This window comes from Cellulosimicrobium sp. PMB13 (assembly GCF_051294865.1).
Lineage (GTDB): Bacteria > Actinomycetota > Actinomycetes > Actinomycetales > Cellulomonadaceae > Cellulosimicrobium.
Map to the genome: position 1 here is coordinate 526683 of NZ_CP145910.1, position 20821 is coordinate 547503.

Here is a 20821-nt window from a genome sequence, read left to right on the forward strand (position 1 = left end):
GCTCGGCGATGTCGTCCGAGCGTCCCACCGCCCACCGACACCCGCTACGGTCGCGACATGACACGCACCGGCGCGACGGCGCGCCCGCGCTCCCGGCACCCGGCGTCCGGGCAACGACGGCGACGCGCCGTCACCACTGCGGCCCTCCTCGTGCTCGGCGCGGGTGCGGCGGGCGGCTGCGCCTCCCTGTGGACGGGCTCGGAGGGGGTCACGGTCGACGAGGTCGCGGTGTGGGGCGAGAGCGTCGGTGCCGGCGACGCCGCGCTCCTCGAAGGTCACCTGACCGTCGAGGGCGGGTGCGTCTACGTCACCGACGGCTTCGGCACCCGCTGGCTGCCGGTCTTCAGCGAGGACCTCGTCGCCTGGGACGGGACGGCGCTGAGCGGCGCGGGCGGGTCGTTCGTCGACGGCGACGCCGTCGCGCTCGCGGGCGGCGTGCTCGTCGAGGACGCCCCCGACGGCTGGGAGGCACCAGCCGGGCTCCACGTCCCCACCACGTGCGACACCGCCGACGTGTGGAACGCGACGCGCTGACTCCTGTCGATGCCGACCGGGTGTGACCGGCGGCCCGTGCATCGTCGACGTCCCGAGCCGAGCCCGTTCTCGCTGAGCGGAGCGCGATGGCGATATGCGGTTGCCACGGGTTGAGAGAATGGGTCGTCGTGAGTCCCGAGTCCCCGCAGCCCCAGCCTGACGTGCGCCCTCCCCAGCAGGGCGGCGCCACCGACGGCACCCCGCGTGCGGACGGCGCACCGCGTGCGGCGGGCAGGCGGCGCGGCAACCGTCGCCGGGGCCGCGGGCCGCAGGCCGCCGGCCAGGCGCCCAACGAGACCCAGGGCACCGGACCGGGAACCCGGCCGGACCGGCGCGACCGGGCGGCGTCGGGCACGCGTCAGGTGAGCCGCGCGCAGCTCGAGCGGGCCGCCGAGAAGCGCGCGGCCGTCGAGGTCCCGCCCATCGTCTACCCCGAGCAGCTGCCGGTCAGCGCGCGGCGCGACGACATCGCCGCCGCGATCCGCGACCACCAGGTCGTGGTGGTCGCGGGCGAGACGGGTTCCGGCAAGACGACACAGCTCCCGAAGATCCTCCTCGACCTCGGTCGCGGGCGCGCCGGGCAGATCGGGCACACGCAGCCCCGCCGGATCGCGGCGCGCACGGTCGCCGAGCGCATCGCCGAGGAGCTCCAGGTGCCGCTCGGCGGTGTCGTCGGGTACCAGGTCCGGTTCACCGACACGTCGAGCGAGGACACGCTCGTCAAGGTCATGACCGACGGCATCCTGCTCGCCCAGATCCAGCGCGACCCGCGGCTCCTCGCGTACGACACGATCGTCATCGACGAGGCGCACGAGCGGTCGCTCAACATCGATTTCCTCCTCGGGTACCTCGCGCGGCTGCTCCCGCAGCGCCCGGACCTCAAGCTCGTCATCACGTCCGCGACGATCGACTCCGAGCGGTTCGCCGCGCACTTCTCGCCCGCGCACCTCGCCACGCTCGGCGGCGCGCCGGACTACGTCGTCGACGCGCTGCCCGACGCCGCACCCGTCGTCGAGGTCTCCGGCCGCACCTTCCCGGTCGAGATCCGCTACCGCCCGCTCTCCCCGGACGTCGACCCCCAGAGCGGGAAGAGCGTCGGGAAGGCCAGGACCGAGGAGAAGGACCTCGTCACGGGCATCGTCGACGCGTGCGACGAGCTGATGCGCGAGGGCTCCGGCGACATCCTCGTGTTCCTCTCCGGCGAGCGGGAGATCCACGACGCCGCCGACGCGCTCGAAGGCCACCTCAAGGACCGCGTGCGCGACCCGAAGCACCCGCAGCACGTCGAGATCCTCCCGCTCTACGCGCGCCTGTCGTCGGCGGAGCAGCACCGCGTGTTCCAGCAGCACGCGTCGCGCCGCATCGTGCTCGCGACGAACGTCGCCGAGACGTCGCTCACGGTCCCGGGCATCCACTACGTCGTCGACCCGGGCACCGCCCGGATCTCGCGCTACTCCAAGGCGACGAAGGTCCAGCGGCTACCGATCGAGCCGGTCTCGCAGGCGAGCGCCAACCAGCGCTCGGGCCGCTCCGGCCGCGTCGCCGACGGCATCGCGATCCGCCTCTACTCCGAGGACGACTTCGGTTCCCGCCCCGAGTTCACCGAGCCCGAGATCCTGCGCACGTCCCTCGCGTCGGTGCTCCTCCAGATGATCTCCGTGGGCGTCGTCGGCTCGCCCGACGACGTCGCGCGCTTCCCCTTCGTCGAGCCCCCGGACACGCGCGCCGTGCGCGACGGCGTCCAGCTCCTCACCGAGCTCGGCGCCCTGGAGACCGTCGCGGCGGCCGACGGCGCTCAGCAGACCACGCGGCTCACCGAGGTCGGCCGCGTCCTCGCGCAGCTCCCCATGGACCCGCGCCTCGCCCGCATGATCTGGGAGGGCTCGACGCTCGGCGTGGCGCGCGAGGTCGCGATCATCGCGGCCGTCATGTCGATCCAGGACCCGCGCGAGCGCCCCGCCGAGCAGCGCCCGCAGGCCGACCAGCTCCACGCCCGCTTCACCGACCCGCACTCCGACTTCCTCACGTACCTCAACCTCTGGGAGCACGTCCGCGAGCAGCAGCACGACCTCTCCTCCTCGGCCTTCCGCCGCCTGTGCAAGGCCGAGTACCTCAACTTCCTGCGCATCCGCGAGTGGCAGGACGTCGTCGCCCAGCTCCGCGACATGGCCAAGCCCCTCGGCATCGACATGTCGTACCGCCCGCGCAAGACGTTGAGTGCTGGGGATTTGTCGTCCGGAGCACCATCGGACGACAAATCCCCAGCACTCAACGGGGACGGGGCGTACAAGCGCGCCTGGGACGGCGACACGATCCACCGCGCGCTGCTCGCCGGGCTGCTCTCGCAGATCGGGATGCAGGACACGGGCGACGTGAAGGCGTCGTCGGCCGCTCATCTCAAGGGCGAGGCGCGCGCCAAGGCGCTGCGCCGCGCGCAGAAGCAGGCGCGCAACGAGTACACGGGTGCGCGCGGCGCGCGGTTCGCGATCTTCCCGGGCTCGCCGCTGAGCAAGAAGCCGCCGGCGTGGATCATGGCGGGCGAGCTCGTGGAGACGAGCCGCCTGTGGGCGCGCGACGTCGCACGCATCCAGCCGGAGTGGGCGGAAGACCTCGCGGGCGACCTCGCGCGGCGCACCTACTCCGAGCCGCACTGGTCGACGAAGCGCGGCGCCGCGATCGCGGTCGAGAAGGTGCTGCTGTACGGCGTCCCGATCGTCGCCGACCGCAAGGTGCTCTACGCCAAGGTCGACCCGGAGGGCGCGCGCGAGCTGTTCGTGCGGCACGCTCTCGTGCAGGGCGAGTGGACGACGCACCACGAGTTCTTCCACGAGAACCGGCGTCTCCTGGAGGAGGCGGAGGAGCTCGAGGCGCGCTCGCGCCAGCGCGGTCTCGTGATCGACGACGAGGCCCTGTTCGCCTTCTACGACGAGCGGATCCCGGACGACGTCGTCTCCGCGGCGCACTTCGACCGCTGGTGGAAGACGGCGCGGCGCCGCGACCCCGACCTGCTCACCTTCACGCTCGAGCAGCTCGTGCCCGACGCCGAGCAGATCGACACGTCGCAGTTCCCCGAGACCTGGCAGCAGGGCGAGCTCACGCTCCCGCTGACGTACCAGTTCCAGCCCGGCACGGAGGCCGACGGCGTCACCGTCCACGTGCCGATCTCCGTCCTCAACCGCGTCGTGCCCGACGGCTTCGACTGGATGGTCCCCGGCCTCCTCGACGAGCTCGCGACGGCGACGATCCGCTCGCTGCCCAAGCCGGTCCGCGTCCAGCTCGTGCCCGCCCCGGACGTCGCGCGCGACGTCGTCGCCTGGCTGCGCGACAACACCCCCGCGTGGGAGGACATGGCCCGCGCCGGCGACATGGCGGAGCCGTTCCACGTGGCGTTCACGCGCGCGGTCCGCGCCCTGCGCGACGTCGTGATCCCCGACGACGCGTGGGGACCCGAGCAGGAGGCCCGCCTCCCGGCGCACCTGCGCATGACCTTCCGCGTGACCGACCCGCGTCGCCAGGGCGAGGTGGTCCTCGACGAGTCGAAGGACCTCCTCGCGCTGCAGCGCCGCCTCGCCGCCCAGAACCAGGCGGCGGTCCGCGCGGCCGTGAAGGGTGCGGTCGGTGCGGCGTTGCGTGAGGCCGCCTCGGGGTCTGGGTCGAGCACGGCGGCGGAGGGGGCGTCGGCGCTCGGGCTACCATCCGCATCGCTCGTTCCTCGCGATGCTCCCGCCAGGCCCACCACGCCCTTCGCCACCGACGCCCCCTCCGCCGCCTCCGCGTCCGGCTCACCCTCCGGCGGTGGCTCCACGGTGCCCGACGGCGCCGGGTCGCCTCACGCGTCCGGCTCACCGTCCGGCTCACCGTCCGGCGGTACCCGCGGCGGGCCCGACGGCGCAGGCTCCCCCGCATCGTCCGGCGCATCTGGGCAACGGGACCGCGGAGCGGCGGCTGCGCCCGAGGATGCGAAGGGCGTGGCGGGCCTGGCGGGAGGAGCCCGAGGGACGAGGGCTCCGGATGGTAGCCCGAGCACCTCGGGGGCAGCCGCCGCGAACCCGGCCACCACCGCGAACCCGACCACCGCAGACTCGCTCGTCACCGAGCAGACCGGGCTCACGACGTGGCCGGTCGACCTGCCCGGGGGCGCGATCCCGGAGACGGTGTCGACGGACCTCGGGGGCGGGGTCGTGGTGCGCGGGTATCCGGCGCTCGTGGAGGAGCAGGACGCCAAGGGGAGGCCGAGCGTCGCGCTGCGGGTGCTCGCCGACCGGAACGTGCAGTCGCGGGAGCACCCGCGCGGCGTCCGGCGGTTGCTGCTCAGCGAGGCGGCGCTCGCGACGGGTCGGATCACGAGCCGGTGGAGCGGCACGCAGTCGTTGACGCTCGCGGCGAGCCCGTACCGCAGCACCGACGCGCTGGTGACCGACCTGCAGCTCGCGTCGGTGGTCGCGCTGACGAGCGGGGGCGCCGGGTCGTACGGGCCGCAGCCGGACGCGGCGGCGATCCGGGCCGCCGACGCGTACGCGGCGGCGCGAGGCTTCGTCCGGCAGCACCTCGAGGACCAGGTGCACCGCGTCGTCGGGCACGTGGTGGCGGCGCTGTCGGCGGCGCGGACGCTGGACGGCGAGATCCGGTCGGCGAACAGCCTGGCGCTGCTCAACACGCTCACGGACCTGCGCGACCAGGTCGCGGGGCTGGTCCACGACGGCTTCGTCTCGGCGACCCCGCCCGAGCGTCTGCCGCATCTGACGCGGTACCTGCGTGCGGCGTCGTACCGGCTGGAGAAGGCGCAGGCGAACCCGAACCGGGACGCCGAGCTGGCGTGGCGCGTGCACGACGTCGAGGAGGCGTTCGCGAAGGCCCGCGCCGCGTACGCGGCCGGCCCGAGCGACCCGGTGCGGGCGCAGGAGCTGGCCGACGTGCGGTGGCTGGTGGAAGAGCTGCGCGTGTCGTTGTTCGCGCAGCAGCTCGGGACCGACGGCCCGGTGAGCGAGAAGCGGATCCGCAAGATCCTCGCTCCCGGCGGCTGGTGACCGGCCGGACGTCACGTCCGGGTTCGCACCCTGCGACGGCGGCGCGTCGGTGCCGGGAACGAGGGTCGTAGCGCTTCGACAGGACAGACCCGCGACCATGCCCTGGAATGGGTGCCATCGGCACGGCACTCGTCGCGGCGCTGACCGCGAGGGCTCAGGATCGGGGGGCATCCATGACGCGCGCAGTGGTCACGGGGTTCGGCGCGGCGACCCCCTTGGGGACCACCGCCGCGGCGACGTGGGAGGGGCTGGTCGCCGGCCGCTCGGGGATCGGGCCGATCGAGGACGACTGGGCGCAGGACCTCCCGGTGCGGATCGCGGCCCGGGTCGACGACGCGTTCGCCGCGTCGCTGAGCGTCCGGGAGTCGCGCCGCACCGACCGCGCGGAGCAGCTCACGCTCGTCGCGGGCCGCGAGGCGTGGGAGTCGGCCGGCGTGCCCGACGTCGACCCGACACGCCTCGCGGTCGCGATCGGGTCGGCGAACGGGGGCATCGCGACGACGCTCGCGCAGGCGAAGGTGCTCGACGAGCAGGGCTACCGCCGGGTCTCCCCCCACACCGTGACGATGCTCATGGCCAACGGGCCGGCGGCGTGGCTGTCGATCGTGCTCGGCGCCAAGGCCGGGGCCCGGGCGCCGATCAGCGCGTGCGCGGCGGGTACGGAGGCCATCGCGATGGGCCGGGAGATGATCCTCGCGGGCTCGGCGGACGTCGTCGTCTGCGGAGGGGTCGAGGCGGGCGTGCTGCCGTTCTCGATCGCGGCGTTCGCGCAGGCGCGCGCTCTGTCCACGCGCAACGACCATCCCGAGCGCGCGTCACGGCCGTTCGACGTCGGTCGTGACGGGTTCGTCATGGCCGAGGGGTCGACCGTGCTGGTGCTCGAGAGCGAGGAGCACGCGCGGGCACGGGGCGCGACGGTCCACGGCGTCGTCGCCGGGGCGGCCCTGACGTCGGACGCGTTCGACATCGTCGGCGGCGACCCGCAGAACCAGGCGCGCACGATCACGCAGGCCGTCCGGTCCGCAGGCCTCACGCCGGGCGACGTCGGTCTGGTGCACGCGCACGCGACGTCGACCCCGGCGGGCGACGCCAACGAGGCCACCGCGATCCGCACCGCGCTCGGCACCCCGCCCGCCGTCACCTCCACCAAGGGCGCGACCGGGCACCTGCTCGGCGCGTCGGGGGCGCTCGGCGTGCTCGTCGCGGTCCTCGCGCTGCGCGACGGCGTCGTGCCGCCCACGCTCAACCTCGACACGCAGGACCCGGCGATCGACCTCGATGTCGTCAGCGGCCCGGCGCGGGCGACGACGGCGCGGCACGCGCTGGTCAACGCGTTCGGGTTCGGCGGGCACAGCGCGAGCGTGGTGGTGTCGCGCGACTGAGCTCACACCTCGGTGGCACGACGGTCGCGCCCGACGCCGCCCGTCCACCGCATGACGAGGTAGAGCACCACGCCGACGGCGAGCAGCGCGCCCGCGCGGAGCCACGTCACGCCGTCCTGCTGCGTGAGGAGCAGCACGCACGACGCGACGCCGAGCACCGGCACGACCGTCGCGACGCGGAAGTGCGGCTGGTCGACGTGGTCGCGCCGCAGCACGAGCACCGCGACGTTCGTCGAGGCGAAGACGAGCAGCAGCAGGAGGACGACGGTCTCGGCGAGCGCCGCGACGTCGCCCGTGAAGACGAGGCCCATGGCGACGAGCGTCGTGACGACGATCGCGACCCACGGCGTGCGCCGCCGGGGCAGCACGCGCCCGAGCACCGACGGCAGGATGCCCTGCTCCGCCATGCCGTAGGCGAGGCGGCTCGCCATGATCATCGTGAGCAGCGCACCGTTCGCGACGGCGATGAGCGCGACGAGCGAGAACACCCACGCCGGGACGGAGCCCTCCGCGTCGACGACCTCGAGCAGCGGCCCGGACGAGCCCGCGAGCGTCTCCGGGTCGACGACCGCGACCGCCGCGAGCCCGACCGCCACGTACACGACGCCCGCGGTGATCAGCGCCCCGAAGAGAGCGCGGGGGTACGTGCGGCGGACGTCGCGCACCTCCTCGGCGAGGTTCGCCGACGTCTCGAAGCCGACGAACGAGTAGTACGCGAGGATGGCGCCCGCGAGGACGGCGAGAGCCGGCGTCGTGCCCTCCGTGAACTGCGTGACGCGCGCCGGCTCGCCGTCACCCCGGCCCAGCACCACCGCCGCCAGCACGACCACGAGCACGAGCCCGGACAGCTCGATCGCGGTCATGGCGACGTTCGCGCGCAGCGACTCCTTGATGCCGCGCGCGTTGAGCGCCGCGACGGCCGCGAGGAACAGCACGGCGACGAGCCGGTCGGGCGCGTCGACGAACGTCGCGAAGTAGTCGCCCGCGAAGGCCAGGGACAGCCCGGCCGCGCTCGTGACGCCCGCCGCGAGCATCGAGAAGCCCACGAGGAACGACACGAGCGGGCTGCGGAACGCCCGGTCGGCGAAGACCGCGGCGCCGCCGGCGCGCGGGTACTTGGTGACGAGCTCGGCGTACGACCCGGCGGTGAGCAGCGCGAGCCCCAGCGCGACGAGCAGCGGGAGCCAGACGGCGCCGCCGACCTCTCCGGCCATCTCCCCGACGAGCGCGTACACGCCTGCGCCGAGGACGTCGCCGAGGATGAACAGGTACAGGAGACGGCCCCCGACGGACCGGGACAGCCGCGTGTCAGGGTCCGTGCTCCGGGGGCTCTGCGAGGTGTCGGTGCTGCTCATCGGGCCAATGTGGCACCGACTCCCGTTGCTCGCGGCCCGAACCGGTTCTCGAGAGACCAGGGTCGGGTCGGGGGTCCTCCGGATGTCGCTCGCGGGCGAGCGGTCGTAGCGTCGAGGGCATGAGCACTCCTGCAGCCTCCTCCGGAAACTCCGCCACGCTCTCGCGCCCGCGCCAGGGCCGCATGATCGCCGGCGTGTGCGCGGGGGTCGCGCGCCGCTTCGGCTGGAGCACGACGGCCGTGCGCGTCGTGACGGTCGTGTCGCTCCTGCTGCCGGGGCCCCAGGTCCTGGCGTACCTCGTGCTGTGGCTCCTCATGCCGAACGACCGCGACTGAACGACGGCGATCGAGCCCGGCCGCCACGTCCGACGGCGCGCCCCGACGCGCGACTTGTCCCGCGTCGGGGCGGGTGCCACTATCTGGGGAACCGGTTTCTCACCGCCGAGGAGCCGCCCGGGTCGATGCTGACCCGCTGATCCCAGGAGGCACAGCCTTGCCCAGCCCGCACCCGTCCTCGTCCCGCCGCAGCGCCCGTGGCCGCCGCTTCCCGCTGCCCGTGGCGCTCGCCGCAGGAGCCCTCCTCCTCGTGCCCGCGTCGGCCGCTGCGGCCGCGCCGCGACCCCCCGAGCCCGCACCCCGGATCGCCATCGCCGCCGACGGGTCCGGGGACGTCACGACGATCCAGGGCGCCGTCGACCTCGCGCCCGCGCACTCCACGGAGCCGGTCAGGATCCTGGTCCGGCCGGGGACCTACCACGGGCGCGTCGACATCCCCGCCGACCGGACCAACCTGCTGCTCGTCGGGTCGACCGGCGACCCCGAGGACGTCGTCATCACCGACGACCGCGCCGCAGGGACCCCGAAGCCCGAGGGCGGCACGTGGGGCACGACCGGCAGTGCGACCGTGACCGTCTCCGGAGCGGGCTTCGAGGCGCGGCACGTCACGTTCGAGAACGCGTTCGACGAGGCCGCGCACCCGGAGCTCTCCGGCCACCAGGCCGTCGCGGTGAAGACCCGCGCCGACCGGGTGGTCTTCGACGACGTCCGGTTCCTCGGCAACCAGGACACGCTCTACCTGGACACCCCGAGCGTCGACGTCGCGGCACGCGTCTACATCACCGGCTCGTACGTGGAGGGCGACGTCGACTTCATCTTCGGCCGCGCGACCGCCGTCATCGAGGACTCACGCATCAAGGCGCTGCGCCGCGCCAGCACGCCGTCGGGCTACGTGTTCGCGCCGAGCACGTCGTCCGGGTTCTCCCACGGGTTCCTCGTGGTCGGGTCGCGGTTCGACACCGACGCCGACCGCGGCTCGTACTTCCTCGGCCGGCCGTGGCACCCGAGCAGCAACCCCGACACCGACCCGCGGGTCGTGGTCCGCGACTCCTGGCTCGGCGCTCACCTGAAGCGCGACGACGTGTGGACCACCATGTCCGGGTTCGACTGGGTCCCGGGCAGCAACGCCGAGCACGGCAACCGGGGCCCCGGAGCGCTCACCGGGGCCGGGCGACCCCAGCTCTCCCGCGCCGAGGCCCGTGCGCACACGCCCGAGGCGTACCTCGCGGGCGACGACGGCTGGGCGCCGTACGACCGCTGAGCCTCGGAACCGCGACCGCCCTCGGGTCGCCGCCCCCGCCCCGCCCTGGTGGTGCGCCGTCGGTGCGAGGGAGCGAGCCCTGGTGGGGCGACGTCGGATGCGAAGGGCGTAGAAGCCGCGCGCGGCCACCCATGGCCGAAAGACCAGGGTGACGGCGCGGCCAGCCCGAGCACCGACGGCGTACCACCAGGGCGCCCGTCCCGCTCCGATCGCGTGGCCTACCCGGGGATGCGGCGCATGCGGCGGCGGGCGACGACGATGGTGACGCCGCCCGCGACCAGGACGATCGCGAGGCCGACCAGGGCGCCCACGTGCGCGCCCGTCGTGGCGAGACCGCCCGGCGACCCGGCGCCGTCGTCCCCGCCCGAGCCGCCTGCGGAGGCGTCGGCCAGCACCTCGAGCTCCGTCCACAGGACGCGGCCGTCGACCTGGCCGACGATCGCGAACCGGTGCGTGCCCGCCGTGACGTCGGCCGGGACCGTCACCGTCGCGGTGAGCACGCCGTCGGCGTCCGCGCGGAACGTCCCGAGCTCGGAGGGCGTGGAGAACAGCGTCGCGGAGACCCACTCCCCCGGTGCGAAGCCCTCGGCGGTGGCCGTGACCTGCTGGCCCGGGCGCGCGGTGCTCGGCGAGAGCGTCACGCCGCCGTGGTTGGCGTCGGTGAGGTCGTCGGCGTCGACCGTGTGCAGCGGGGGCGACGGCGGCTCCTCGCCCGCACCCGGCGTCTCGCCACCGGGCTCGCCGGGCCCGGGCCCGCCCGGGTCGGTCGGGTCGAGGTGACCCGCGAACACGTCGGCCGCGTCACCGAGGCCGAGGAGCACGGTCTCGCCCGTCGCGTCGGACAGCCCGTCGTTGTCGGTGACGGCGTAGACCGTGCCGTCGCCCGCGACCGTCAGGCCCTCGAGCTTCTCCTGCGTCCAGCCGTTGGTGGCGCGCAGGTCGGGCAGCACATCGTGCGCGAGCTCCTTCGTCACCGCGACCGGGGTGGACGACGCCGCGCCCACCGCCGTCTGGGGGACGTCGACCGCGTAGACGCGCTTCACCGCAGCGGCCGGACCGTTGAGCTTGTCGCGCTCGATCACGGCGAGGGTGTCGTCGTCGACGGCCGCGACCTCGCTGAGGCCCATCCAGTCGCCCGACGTCGCGGTCTTCTCGAGCGGGTAGGCGAACCAGTCCCACGTGCCGGTCGCGACGTCGTACCGGCCGAGGCGCGCGGTGCCCGCCGTGCCGCCCTCGTCGGTCGTCAGGCCGCGCTGGAGCGCGACCCACACCTGCTCCGTATCGCCCGAGCCCTGGACCGCGACGCCTTCCAGGCCCTGCTTGCCGAGGCCTGCGGCGACGTCGTCGGGCAGCGCGACGGTCTCGGCAACAGCCCCGTCGGCGTCCGCCAGGACCAGCGCGTTCTCCGCGCCCGACGCGCCCTCGACGGCGAGCCAGAACCCGCCGCCGGGACGTGCCGCGAGGCCCTCGACGTCCAGGCCGACGGGCTCGCCGTCGGCCGTGAGCGTCACGGACCGGTCGATCACCGCGGGCGACCCGTCGCCGTAGGCGCTGACGTCGAGCGACAGGAGCTGCGTCACCGCGTACGCGGCGTCGGTCGCCGTCCACAGGCGCTGGGGATCGGCCGGGTCGGCGGTGAGCGCGCCGAGCGCGCCCCACCCGATCGGCGTGCCCGCGGCGTCACCCTCGGTCGCGTCCGCCGAGACGACGCTCGGGAACTGCGGCGACCCCGCGGCGTCGGCCCACCGCTCGCCGAAGCCGAACACGGTGACGGCCGACCGCACGCCCGCCTCGGCGTCGTCCTCCTCGCTCGACACGACGAGCAGGTCGCGCTCCGGCACGACGAGCAGGCCCTCCGGCCCGTTCGTCGTCGCGAGCACCTGCACGAACCGGGGCGCGGTGGCATCCGTGACGTCGTAGACGGCGACGACGTTCGAGCGCTCCGACCCGACGAACGCGTAGCGCGTCCCGCCGAACGTCGCGACCGTCAGGCCCTCGGGCTCCGTGCCCTTGTTCTCCGTGCGGCTCTCGTCGTGCACGCCGACGCGCGCGGCGAGGTGCTCCATCTCGGCACCGGCCTCCCACACGACCTCGCCGGACGTCGTGTCGAACACGGTCCAGCCGCGCGAGCCGCCCTTCCAGTCGCCCTCGTCGGCGGTCGCCACGTGCGTGTCGTCGATCCAGCCGATCGCGTCGGGCTCGCGCGGGACGTCGGTGATCGAGCCGGTGAGGTCGATGACGTCGTCCTCCACCGTGTCGATGCCCTCGACCGACGCGGTGCCCGCCGAGAACGCGCCCTCGAGCTCGCCCGACGCGACGTCGACGAGCACGACCCCGTTGTTCTCCTGGAGCGTCACCGCGACCGTCGTCCCCGCAGGGTCGACCGCGACGTACTCGGGCTCCGGGTCCTGCGGCGTGTCGAGGCCTGCCTCGACGAGCAGCGGCAGGGCCGAACCGTCCTCGGCGACGAGCGGCACGGGGCGCGTCGACCAGTCGGCCGGGTCGTCGCCCGGCAGGTCGAGGATCTGCAGGAACCCGGCGGGAAGCTGCGGCAGGTCGCCCTCGTCCGCGCCCTCGGGCGTCGCCTCCTCGTCGCGCTGGTTCTCCATCGCGACGACCGCGTGCTTCCCGTCGGGCGTGACGACGATCGAGTCCGGCTGCCCGCCGAGCTCGAAGGACGTCACCTTCGTCCGGGTCTCGAGGTCCACGACGTCGAGTCGACCGCTCGCGTCGACGAAGCTCTCCGAGGTGTCGACCACGACGAGCACGTAGCCGCCCACGATCGCCACGGAGGTGGGCTCGTCGTGCTCGGAGCCGAGCTCGGCGAGGCTCAGCGTGCCGAGGCCCCGCGGCGCGCTCGGGTCGGAGATGTCGAGGAACCCGATGCGGCGCGCGGCGGCGTCGGTGTGCACGACCGTCTTCCCGTCCTCGCTCACCGCCGAGATCTCCGCGACCGTCGCGTCCTCGACCGCGGCGCCGCTCGGGCGGTTCTCGAAGACCGGGTACGTGGCGAGGCGGTGGAACGTCTCGTCCGCGGCGGGGGGCGTCCAGGTGGAAGCGACCGCGCGGGCGAGGGGCAGCCGTGCCTGCTGCGCCCCCTGCGTCCCCGTGCCCGACGGCGCGGCGGCCAGGGCGGGGACCGCGCCCAGCCCCAGGGTGAGCGCGGCGCCGGTGGCGACGAGCGCGGCGAGGCGCGAGCGGCGGGTGCCGGTGCGCGCGGTGGTCGGTGGCATGGGTCTCCTTCGGCGGGTCGTACGGGCCGAGCAGAGCGTCCTGGCGTCGCGTGGCGCCCGGGCGTCCGGTGCGGGACCTGCGGGTGACGTCGTGGTGAACAATCCACGGCACCGTCCACCGCCGGTGGACGACGTCGGTTGCCGCGGGCGACGTCGTCGCCGACCAAGTACTGGATACTCCGCCCCCGTGACCGAATCGTGACGGGTTGTGTAGGCCGATCTATCTGCTACTGGCTGTCCTCGGTGGCGGTCGCGTTGCTAGCGTCGATCGAGATTTACCTGATACCCGGCGTCCCGCCAAAGGGGGCGGACGTCCGGTGGCCCACCTCCCCGGGCCTCCCTCCCCGCTCCCGACCGCCCGGCGACGACGCCGGGCGCGAGGAAGGACGACCATGCCGACCACGCTGCACGCCGCCACCCGACCGTCCCGCGCCCACACCGTCCTCACGTCCGTCGCCCTCGTGGTGCTGGCGCTGCTGGTGGGCGGTCTCGTCGCCTACCTCCTCGTCTTCAACGGCCGGGTCGCCGACGGCGCCACCCGGCTCGACGACGGCGCCTCCCGCCTCGACAGCGGCGCCGCCGAGCTCGCCGACGGCACCGCCACGGCCCAGGCCGGAGCCGTCCGCCTCGCGACGGGGGCGGGCGACCTGGAGGACGGGGCCGCCGAGCTCACCGCCGGGGCCCAGAAGGCCTCGGACGGTGCGGCCCAGCTCGCCGCCGGTGGCACCACCGCGCTCGACGGCGCGACCGAGCTCGCCGCCGGAGCGGACGAGCTGAACGACGGCGCGGCACAGCTGGCCGCCGGTGCCGGGGACGCCGCCGCCGGGGCGTCCCGGCTCGCTGCGGGCGCCGCCGACCTCGACGCCGGTGCCGGTCGGCTCAGCGCGGGTGCCGTCACCGCCGCGGACGGTGCGTCGGTGCTGGCGGACGGCGCGGGCAAGATCTCCGACGGTGCGGGCACCCTCGCTGCCGGGACGACCGCTCTCCGTGCGGGCGTCCGGGACCAGCTCGGCGGCGGCGTCGGGGACCTCGCGGCGGGTCAGGGCCGGCTCTCGGACGGCGCCGAGCGCCTCGCCGGCGGTGTCGCGCAGGCCCAGGGCGGCGTCGACCAGCTGCAGGCCGGCGTCGGGCAGCTGATCGCAGGTGCCGGCGCGGTCCGGGACGGCGCCACGTCGCTCGACACCTCCGCGACGACGCTCCAGACGTCGGCGCAGGGCGTCGGGAAGGGCATGGACGACGTCGCCGCGACGCTCGACGCGCTCGCGAGCGGGAAGGTCGCGGCGACGCCCGAGACCCTCGCGACGCTCGCCGGCACGGTCCGTGCGCTGGGCAACGGCACGACCGAGAATCCCGGGTATACGGCGCAGATCGCGGGCGGTGCCGGCGCGATCGCCGCGGGTGCGCGCCAGGTCGGCGGCGGGATCGACCAGCTCACCGCCGGTCTCGGCGCAGGGACGGAGGAGAAGCCCGGCCTGTCGGTCGGGCTGGCCCGGCTGGAGGCCGGGCTGGGCGAGGGCACGGCGAAGTCACCGGGACTCGGTGCCGGCGTCCGGCAGCTGCGCGCGGGGATCGACACCGACCTCGCGGCGGGCGTCCAGAGGCTCTCGGGCGGTGCGGCGACCCTCGACGCGAAGATCGGCGAGCTCGAGGCCGGCGCCGCGACGCTCGATGCGAAGACGGGCGAGCTCAGCGCCGGGGCGGCTCGGGTGGCCGAGGGGACCGGTCAGCTCTCCGACGGCGCCGTCGAGCTCAAGGCGGGGACCCTCCGTGCCGCTGACGGTGCGGGCGACCTCCGCGACGGCGCGGCGAGGCTCGCCACGGGCACCGGCGACCTGTTCGCCGGGACCACGCGCCTCGAGGACGGGACGCTGCGGCTCCAGGGCGGCCTCCTGACCCTCTCGACCGGCGCGACGACGCTCGCCGAGGGCAATGCGGCGCTCGCCGACGGCTCCGCGACCCTCCACGATGGCACGACGACGCTCGCCGACGGCGCGTCGGACCTGAGCGACGGCAGCACGAAGATCGCCGACGGCGCGAAGACGCTGTCCGACGGCACGGGCACGCTCCAGGCCGGGACGACGGAGCTCAGGACCGAGGTCGAGGACTCCCCCGCCGGCAAGCTCTCGGTCGGCGCGTCGGCGCTGCTCGGCGGGAGCGTCCTCGCGGGCGTCGCCGGGATCGGCCTCGGCCTGCGGCGTCGTCTCCAGGCCTGACGCACCGTCAGAGCCCGAGGGCGGCTTCACGTCGACGGTGCCGCCCTCGCGGGGCGGTGGTCGCGGTGCGACAGGGCACCGGGACCACCGCCCCTTTCCCTCGTCGCCGTGTCGTGCGCGACGGCTCACCACGCGGTTGGCAGAGTGGGCGCCGTGGCCGCCTTCGAGAGCTTCGAGAACCGCCTCGCCGTCGTGACGGGGGGCGCGTCGGGGATCGGGCGCGACGTGGCGCTCGAGCTCGTCCGTCGTGGCGCGCACGTCGCGGTCTGCGACGTCGACGGCGAGCGGCTGGCGGCGACCGTGCGGCGGGCACGGTCCCTCGACCCGGCCGTCCGGGTGACGAGCCACGAGGTGGACGTCTCCGACGTGGGGGCGGTCGACCGCTTCCGCGACGAGGTGGCGACGCAGCACGCGACCGACACGGTCCACCTCGTGGTGAACAACGCCGGGGTCGTGGGCGGGACGTCGTTCGTCAGGAGCCCGCAGGCGGAGTGGGAGCGGACGTTCGACGTCTCCTGGCTCGGGACGTACCACTGCACACGGGCGTTCCTGCCGATGCTGCTGGCGGCCGACCAGGGCGTCGTCGTCAACATGTCGTCGGTCAGCGGGCTGTGGGCGAGCCTCGGGCCGAGGACCCCGCACAGCGCCTACTCGACGGCGAAGTTCGCCGTGCGGGGCTTCACCGAGTCACTGCTCGTCGACTTCCGCGCGAACGCGCCGCACCTGTCCGCCGTGCTCGTCCTGCCCGGTCACGTCCGCACCCGGATGCCGTCCCCACCGCGGACGTGGCGGCGCGCGCTCGGCGCGCTGTTCGCGGACTACCAGCCCGTGACGAGCGCGGCCGCGGCGACGGCGATCGTCGAGGCGGTGGGGCGCGGCGAGTGGCGGGTCGTCATCGGCACGGACGCGACGGCGGTGGACGAGCGCGTCCGGTCGGACCCGTGGACGGCCTACGACTGACCGTCGTCCCGGACGAGGGACCCGCGGCGGGCCGCGGCGTACACCGGCGCGCGCAGGGCGTCCTCCCACGCGTACGTGCCCAGGAGGCGAGGTGCGTTGCGGGTGGGGTCGAACCGGACCGCGGGGTCGTCGCCGTCGCGCGTCGTCCCGGCCGGCGGACCGTGCAGCTCGATCGCGCCGAACCGCCGCCACGGCCCGATCGGTGACGCCTCGAGGACCTCGAGGACGGGTGTCCCCCGTGCCCGCGTGGCGCCCGGGTCCGGGCGCAGCCCGAGCACGACGGGGCCGTGCGGCGAGCGCAGCGGCATGAGCGTGGAGAAGGCGCCGTGCATGAGGCGTCGTCGCGGCGCGAGGACGTAGCGCGTGACGCGCCCGCTCCCCGCGGACGAGAACAGCACGTCCTGGGGCGCACCGCCGTCGGTCCACCGCACGGCGAGTCCGACGACGTCCGGACAGCCCCGCGGCAGGCCCACCGCGAGGGACACCCGCACCAGGGCGTCCGTCCGTCCCTGCGGCACGGCGACCGCTCCGGCCTCGTCCTCGGCGACGACGAGGGTGGCGCGCAGCAGCACGCCCCGGGGGTGGAGCGGCCGACGGCCCAGCGCACGGGCCATCGCGCCGGTCGCCGCCGCGAGCGCCGTCCCGACCGGTCGGACGACGGCTTCCTCGATCGCTCCTGCCACGCCGCCACGGTCGCACCACCCTCGCCCGCCCGCACGGTCGAGAACAGGTCCGGGACGAGAGCGCCGTCGTGAGCAGCTCGGCCGTCCGGCCGGGCGTCACAGGAGCACGAGCACCGCCACGACGACGGCGACCGTGACGCCGATCAGGACCGCGTCGCCCGCCGTGTACCGCAGGTGGGCCAACCGCAGGCGGCGACCCGCGCCGTCGCGCGACGCGGACGTGAAGCCGCGCGTCTCCAGCGCCTCCACCGTGGTGCGCGTGCGCTTCGCGGTGTTGAGGACGAGCGGGTAGAACGCCTGCACGGCGATGGAGGCGCCGCGCACGACCGTGCGCCACCCGAGGAAGCCGTGGCCGCGCGGCGGGGCGCCGCGCATCCGGTGGCCATCGACGATCGTGCGGAACTCCTCGACCAGCACGGGCACCATGCGGTACCCGTAGCTCACGGCGAACCCGAGGATGGCGGGCAGCCGCAGGGCGAGCAGGGCGTCCGAGATCTTCTCCGGGTCGAGCGAGACGAACGCCGCCATGCTCACCAGCGACACGGTGCTCAGCTTGAGGAACGCCTGGGCGAGACCGACGAGGGCGCCCAGGTCGCCGTCGAGCACGAACGCCAGCACGAGGACGTAGACGAGCTCACCGACCGTCCCGAGCACGAACAGGCCGAGCAGCAGCGGTCCGATCCGCGCCGCGAGCGCGCAGCCCAGCGCGAGGACGAAGAACGCGCCCAGCACCCGCAGGTCGTAGGTGAACCACGGCACGACGGCGCACACCGCGTACCAGAGCACGACGGCGCGCGGGTCGCGCCGGGCGAGGAACCCGCCGCGCGTGGCGTACGCGACGCGCATGAGCTCGAGCACGACCCACTCGACCGACGCGCGGTCGAACCCGGTCCTGCGCCGGCCCTCCCGCGCCTCCGTACCTCCCGGGGCGACGACGAGCGGTGCGGCGGTCATGCGGGCACCTCCACGGGGGCGAGCCGGCGGACCAGCTCGTCGACGGTCATCGGCACGGGGACGACCCCCAGCGCGGCACCCACCTGCGACACCTGCGGCGGGACGAGGCGGGCGGCGGCGAGCACGACGGGTGAGGCGAACAGGGTCGCGGGGTCGGTGTCGGCGAGCACGCGGCCCTCGTGCAGCACGACGACGCGGTCGGCCCACTCGGCGACGAGGTGCATGTCGTGCGTCGCGACCACGGTGCAGCGGATGTGCGCGGAGAGGGCCGCGAGCATCGCGATGACGTCGTCGCGCGAGCGCAGGTCGAGGCTGGACGTCGGCTCGTCGAGGAGCAGCAGCCGAGGCCGCATGGCCAGGGCGACGGCGAGCGCCGCGCGGCGCTGCTGCCCGCCGGACAGCAGGCGACCGTCACGGTCGGCGAGCGCCGTGAGCTGCACCTGCTCGAGCACGCGGTCGACGAGCTCGTCGGCGTCCGGGACGCCCCGGCCGCGCGGGTGCATCGCGACGTCGCCGCGGACCGAGTCCTGGAGGAACATCTCCTCGGGTCGCTGGACCAGGTAGCACACGGCGTCGGACAGCTCCGCCGCGGTCGTGGTGCGGGTGTCGCGGCCGTCGACGGTGATCGACCCGCTCTGGGGCAGCGCGATCCCGGACATCAGGCTCAGGAGCGTCGACTTCCCCGCGCCGTTCGACCCCACGAGGGCGACCCGCTCGCCGTCGTGCAGCGTGAGGTCGAGCCCGTCGAGGACGGTGGAGCGTGGCCCGGCGACGGTGCGGTAGCCGTGGGTGACGCCGCGGAGCTCCGCGACGACGGCGGCCTCGCTGCCGAGCACGGGGTCGGCCACCGGATTCTCGGTGGATCGGTGGCCTATCCCGTGCTCGGCGGTGGCTGGTCCCGTGCTCGACGCCGGTGGGCCGGCGACGGACGCCAGCGCGGCGGCGCACGCCGTGACCGTGAGCGGCGGAGGCCCGCCCGCACGGACGGCGGGGTCCAGCGCGCGGGCGAGCGCGACCACCTGCGGCGCGGGGATGTCGGCCGCCGCGAGGTCGTCGGTCCGGCTCATCGCCTCCGCGACGGGCAGGTGCCACCGGGGCACGCCGTCGGCCATGAGCACGACCGACCGCGCGTACCGGGCGACGAGCTCGGCGTGGTGCTCGACGACGACGACGGTCACGCCGCGCTCGTTGAGCAGCGCGAGGTGGTCGTAGATCGCCGCGGCGCGGCCCGGGTCGACCTCGGCGGCGGGCTCGTCGACGACGAGCAGGCGCGGCGCGAGCGCCATCGCGCCGGCGAGCGCCACGAGGTGCTGCTGCCCGCCGGAGAGCTGCCACGTGTAGCGGTCGGCGATCGGGCCCAGGCCGAGGACGTCCAGCGCGGCGTCGGCGCGGGCCGCCCAGTCGGCGCGGCCGAGGTTCAGGGGCGCGAACGCGACGTCGTCGCGCACGGTGGGGCGCACGAGCTGGTTCCCGAAGTCCTGGAAGACGTACCCGACGTCGTCCGCGAGGTCGGCGACGGTCAGCGACGCGGTCTCTCGCCCGAAGACGCGGACCGTCCCGGCCAGGTCGCCGTTCCAGAAGTGCGGCACGAGCCCGTTGAACGCCTTGCACAGCGTCGTCTTGCCCGAGCCGTTGCCGCCGACCACGGCCACGAAGTCGCCCGCCTCGATCCGCAGGTCGACGCCGCGCAGCGAGTCGTCCGCCGCTCCCGGGTACCGGAACGTCAGCCCCTCGACCTCGACGGCCGCGGTCGGCGTGCCCATCAGCGGCCGGCGCCCGGGGTCTGGTCGTCCGCACGCTCGCCCGCAGCGGCCCGGTCGCGTCGTCGGTTCACGACGGCGGCGATCGCCACGACCACGGCCAGCCCGACGACCAGGCCCACGACGGCGGCGACCCACGGCAGGTTGTCGCCGTACGTGTCGACGAGCTCCGCGTCGAACGAGCCGATCGTCGTCACGGCATCCTCACGACCCGCGTGGTCCTCCCACTGGCTCAGCACGCCCACGGCGGCCGCGGCGGCGACGCCGAGCGCCGCGACGAGCCAGAAGCTCACGCCCCACGGCCCGACGAGGCGCGGCGGGTTCTGCGGGTCGCGCGGTCGCAGCCCCATGAGCGGCTCGATCTTCCCGTAGAGGCGCGGCGCCAGCCACATCGCGGCGAGCCCGCCGAACAGGACGCCGGTGACGAGCAGCGCACCGAGCAGCTCGAGGCTCTCCGCGACGACCACGGCACCCAGCGTGCCGCCGGACTCGTCGAGCGCGTCGGGGTCGACGCCGACCACGACCTTCACGACGTCGATGGCCGCGGAGCTCACCTTGTCGATCGAGACGAGCGCGATCGCCGCCCAGAAGAGCTGACGCCGGTTGCGCGGGTCGCGGACGATGCACCCCGCGACGTACGTGCCGACGAAGATCTGGAGGAAGCCCTCGATCTCGCCGAAGCCGCCGAAGCTGCCGAGCAGCATGTCGGCGATCATCGCCTCGCCGATCGCGACGCCGAGCGCGACCCACAGCGGGGTGAGCAGGGCCGCGAGGACGACGGGGATGAAGGCGAAGTAGGCGATCTCGACCTCGAAGGACCCGACCTCGAACGACGGGAGCATGTCCGCGACGATGTCGGCGACGCCGTACAGCGTCATGGACAGCACGAGGATCATGAGCTTCTGCGAGCCGGAGATGCCGTCCGGGTCGTGCACGAGGCGGCGGACGGACGGGCGGGAGGTCGACGTCGGGGTCGTGGGGGGCGTGGTGGTCGGCGAGCCGGTCATGAGGGCCTTCCTCGGGTCGGTGGTGCTCGTCGGTGCTGGTGGTCGTGACGTGCTGTCGTGACGTGATGGTGGTCGTGACGCCGGGGGTGTGGCGGCTGGGGGCGGGCGACGGCGGTC

Annotated in this window: 13 protein-coding genes; 7 read left to right on the top strand and 6 right to left on the bottom strand. The window is 74.8% G+C overall.

The window, feature by feature from the left end; genetic code table 11:
• Positions 1-57: 57 nt before the first annotated feature.
• From V5D56_RS02595 to V5D56_RS02605, 3 genes are all read left to right on the top strand, one after another.
• A complete protein-coding gene (locus V5D56_RS02595; protein WP_435737508.1) occupies positions 58-534 on the top strand; it encodes a hypothetical protein in 477 nt (158 codons plus the stop codon).
• Positions 535-662: 128 nt separating this feature from the next.
• Positions 663-5561: an ATP-dependent RNA helicase HrpA gene (gene hrpA / locus V5D56_RS02600; RefSeq protein ID WP_435737509.1), complete on the top strand. Its 4899-nt coding sequence runs from the start codon at positions 663-665 to the stop codon at positions 5559-5561.
• A 173-nt stretch (positions 5562-5734) separates the two neighbouring features.
• Positions 5735-6943 carry a beta-ketoacyl-[acyl-carrier-protein] synthase family protein gene (locus V5D56_RS02605; protein ID WP_435737510.1) on the top strand — a complete coding sequence of 403 codons (1209 nt, stop codon included), beginning with the start codon at positions 5735-5737 and terminating at the stop codon, positions 6941-6943.
• 2 nt (positions 6944-6945) lie between these two features.
• On the opposite strand, the gene V5D56_RS02610 is transcribed toward V5D56_RS02605, so the two are convergent.
• On the bottom strand, positions 6946-8298 hold the full coding sequence (locus tag V5D56_RS02610; RefSeq protein ID WP_435737511.1) for an APC family permease: 1353 nt from the start codon (positions 8296-8298) through the stop codon (positions 6946-6948).
• Between the two features lie 119 nt (positions 8299-8417).
• On the opposite strand from V5D56_RS02610, the gene V5D56_RS02615 reads away from it, so the two are divergent.
• Positions 8418-8633 carry a PspC domain-containing protein gene (locus V5D56_RS02615; RefSeq protein WP_435737512.1) on the top strand — a complete coding sequence of 72 codons (216 nt, stop codon included), beginning with the start codon at positions 8418-8420 and terminating at the stop codon, positions 8631-8633.
• A 157-nt stretch (positions 8634-8790) separates the two neighbouring features.
• The gene (locus tag V5D56_RS02620; RefSeq protein ID WP_435737513.1) at positions 8791-9894 is read left to right on the top strand and encodes a pectinesterase family protein; all 1104 of its coding nucleotides are present in this window, start codon (positions 8791-8793) and stop codon (positions 9892-9894) included.
• Positions 9895-10112: 218 nt separating this feature from the next.
• On the opposite strand, the gene V5D56_RS02625 is transcribed toward V5D56_RS02620, so the two are convergent.
• The gene (locus V5D56_RS02625; protein ID WP_435737514.1) at positions 10113-13127 is read right to left on the bottom strand and encodes an esterase-like activity of phytase family protein; all 3015 of its coding nucleotides are present in this window, start codon (positions 13125-13127) and stop codon (positions 10113-10115) included.
• Positions 13128-13519: 392 nt separating this feature from the next.
• Between V5D56_RS02625 and V5D56_RS02630 the strand changes: the two genes are divergently transcribed.
• Together V5D56_RS02630 and V5D56_RS02635 are read left to right on the top strand one after the other, a co-directional pair.
• Complete coding sequence (locus tag V5D56_RS02630; RefSeq protein ID WP_435737515.1) at positions 13520-15340, top strand: hypothetical protein; 1821 nt, start codon at positions 13520-13522, stop codon at positions 15338-15340.
• Between the two features lie 153 nt (positions 15341-15493).
• Positions 15494-16300, top strand: a complete 807-nt coding sequence (locus V5D56_RS02635) for an SDR family NAD(P)-dependent oxidoreductase (protein ID WP_435737516.1) — start codon at positions 15494-15496, stop codon at positions 16298-16300.
• Here the strand turns inward: V5D56_RS02635 and V5D56_RS02640 are convergent.
• The 4 genes from V5D56_RS02640 to V5D56_RS02655 all read right to left on the bottom strand — a co-directional run bounded on the left by V5D56_RS02640 (position 16291) and on the right by V5D56_RS02655 (position 20704).
• Positions 16291-16983, bottom strand: coding sequence for a hypothetical protein (locus V5D56_RS02640; protein WP_435737517.1), 693 nt, complete (start codon positions 16981-16983; stop codon positions 16291-16293). The genes V5D56_RS02635 and V5D56_RS02640 overlap by 10 nt on opposite strands.
• Positions 16984-17079: 96 nt before the next feature.
• Positions 17080-17937, bottom strand: a complete 858-nt coding sequence (locus tag V5D56_RS02645) for an energy-coupling factor transporter transmembrane component T family protein (RefSeq protein ID WP_435737518.1) — start codon at positions 17935-17937, stop codon at positions 17080-17082.
• Positions 17934-19700 (bottom strand): ABC transporter ATP-binding protein, encoded by a 1767-nt coding sequence (locus V5D56_RS02650; RefSeq protein ID WP_435737519.1) that lies wholly within the window; start codon positions 19698-19700, stop codon positions 17934-17936. The genes V5D56_RS02645 and V5D56_RS02650 overlap by 4 nt, the downstream gene beginning before the upstream one ends.
• Positions 19700-20704, bottom strand: a complete 1005-nt coding sequence (locus V5D56_RS02655) for a hypothetical protein (protein ID WP_435737520.1) — start codon at positions 20702-20704, stop codon at positions 19700-19702. The genes V5D56_RS02650 and V5D56_RS02655 overlap by 1 nt, the downstream gene beginning before the upstream one ends.
• Positions 20705-20821 lie beyond the last annotated feature (117 nt).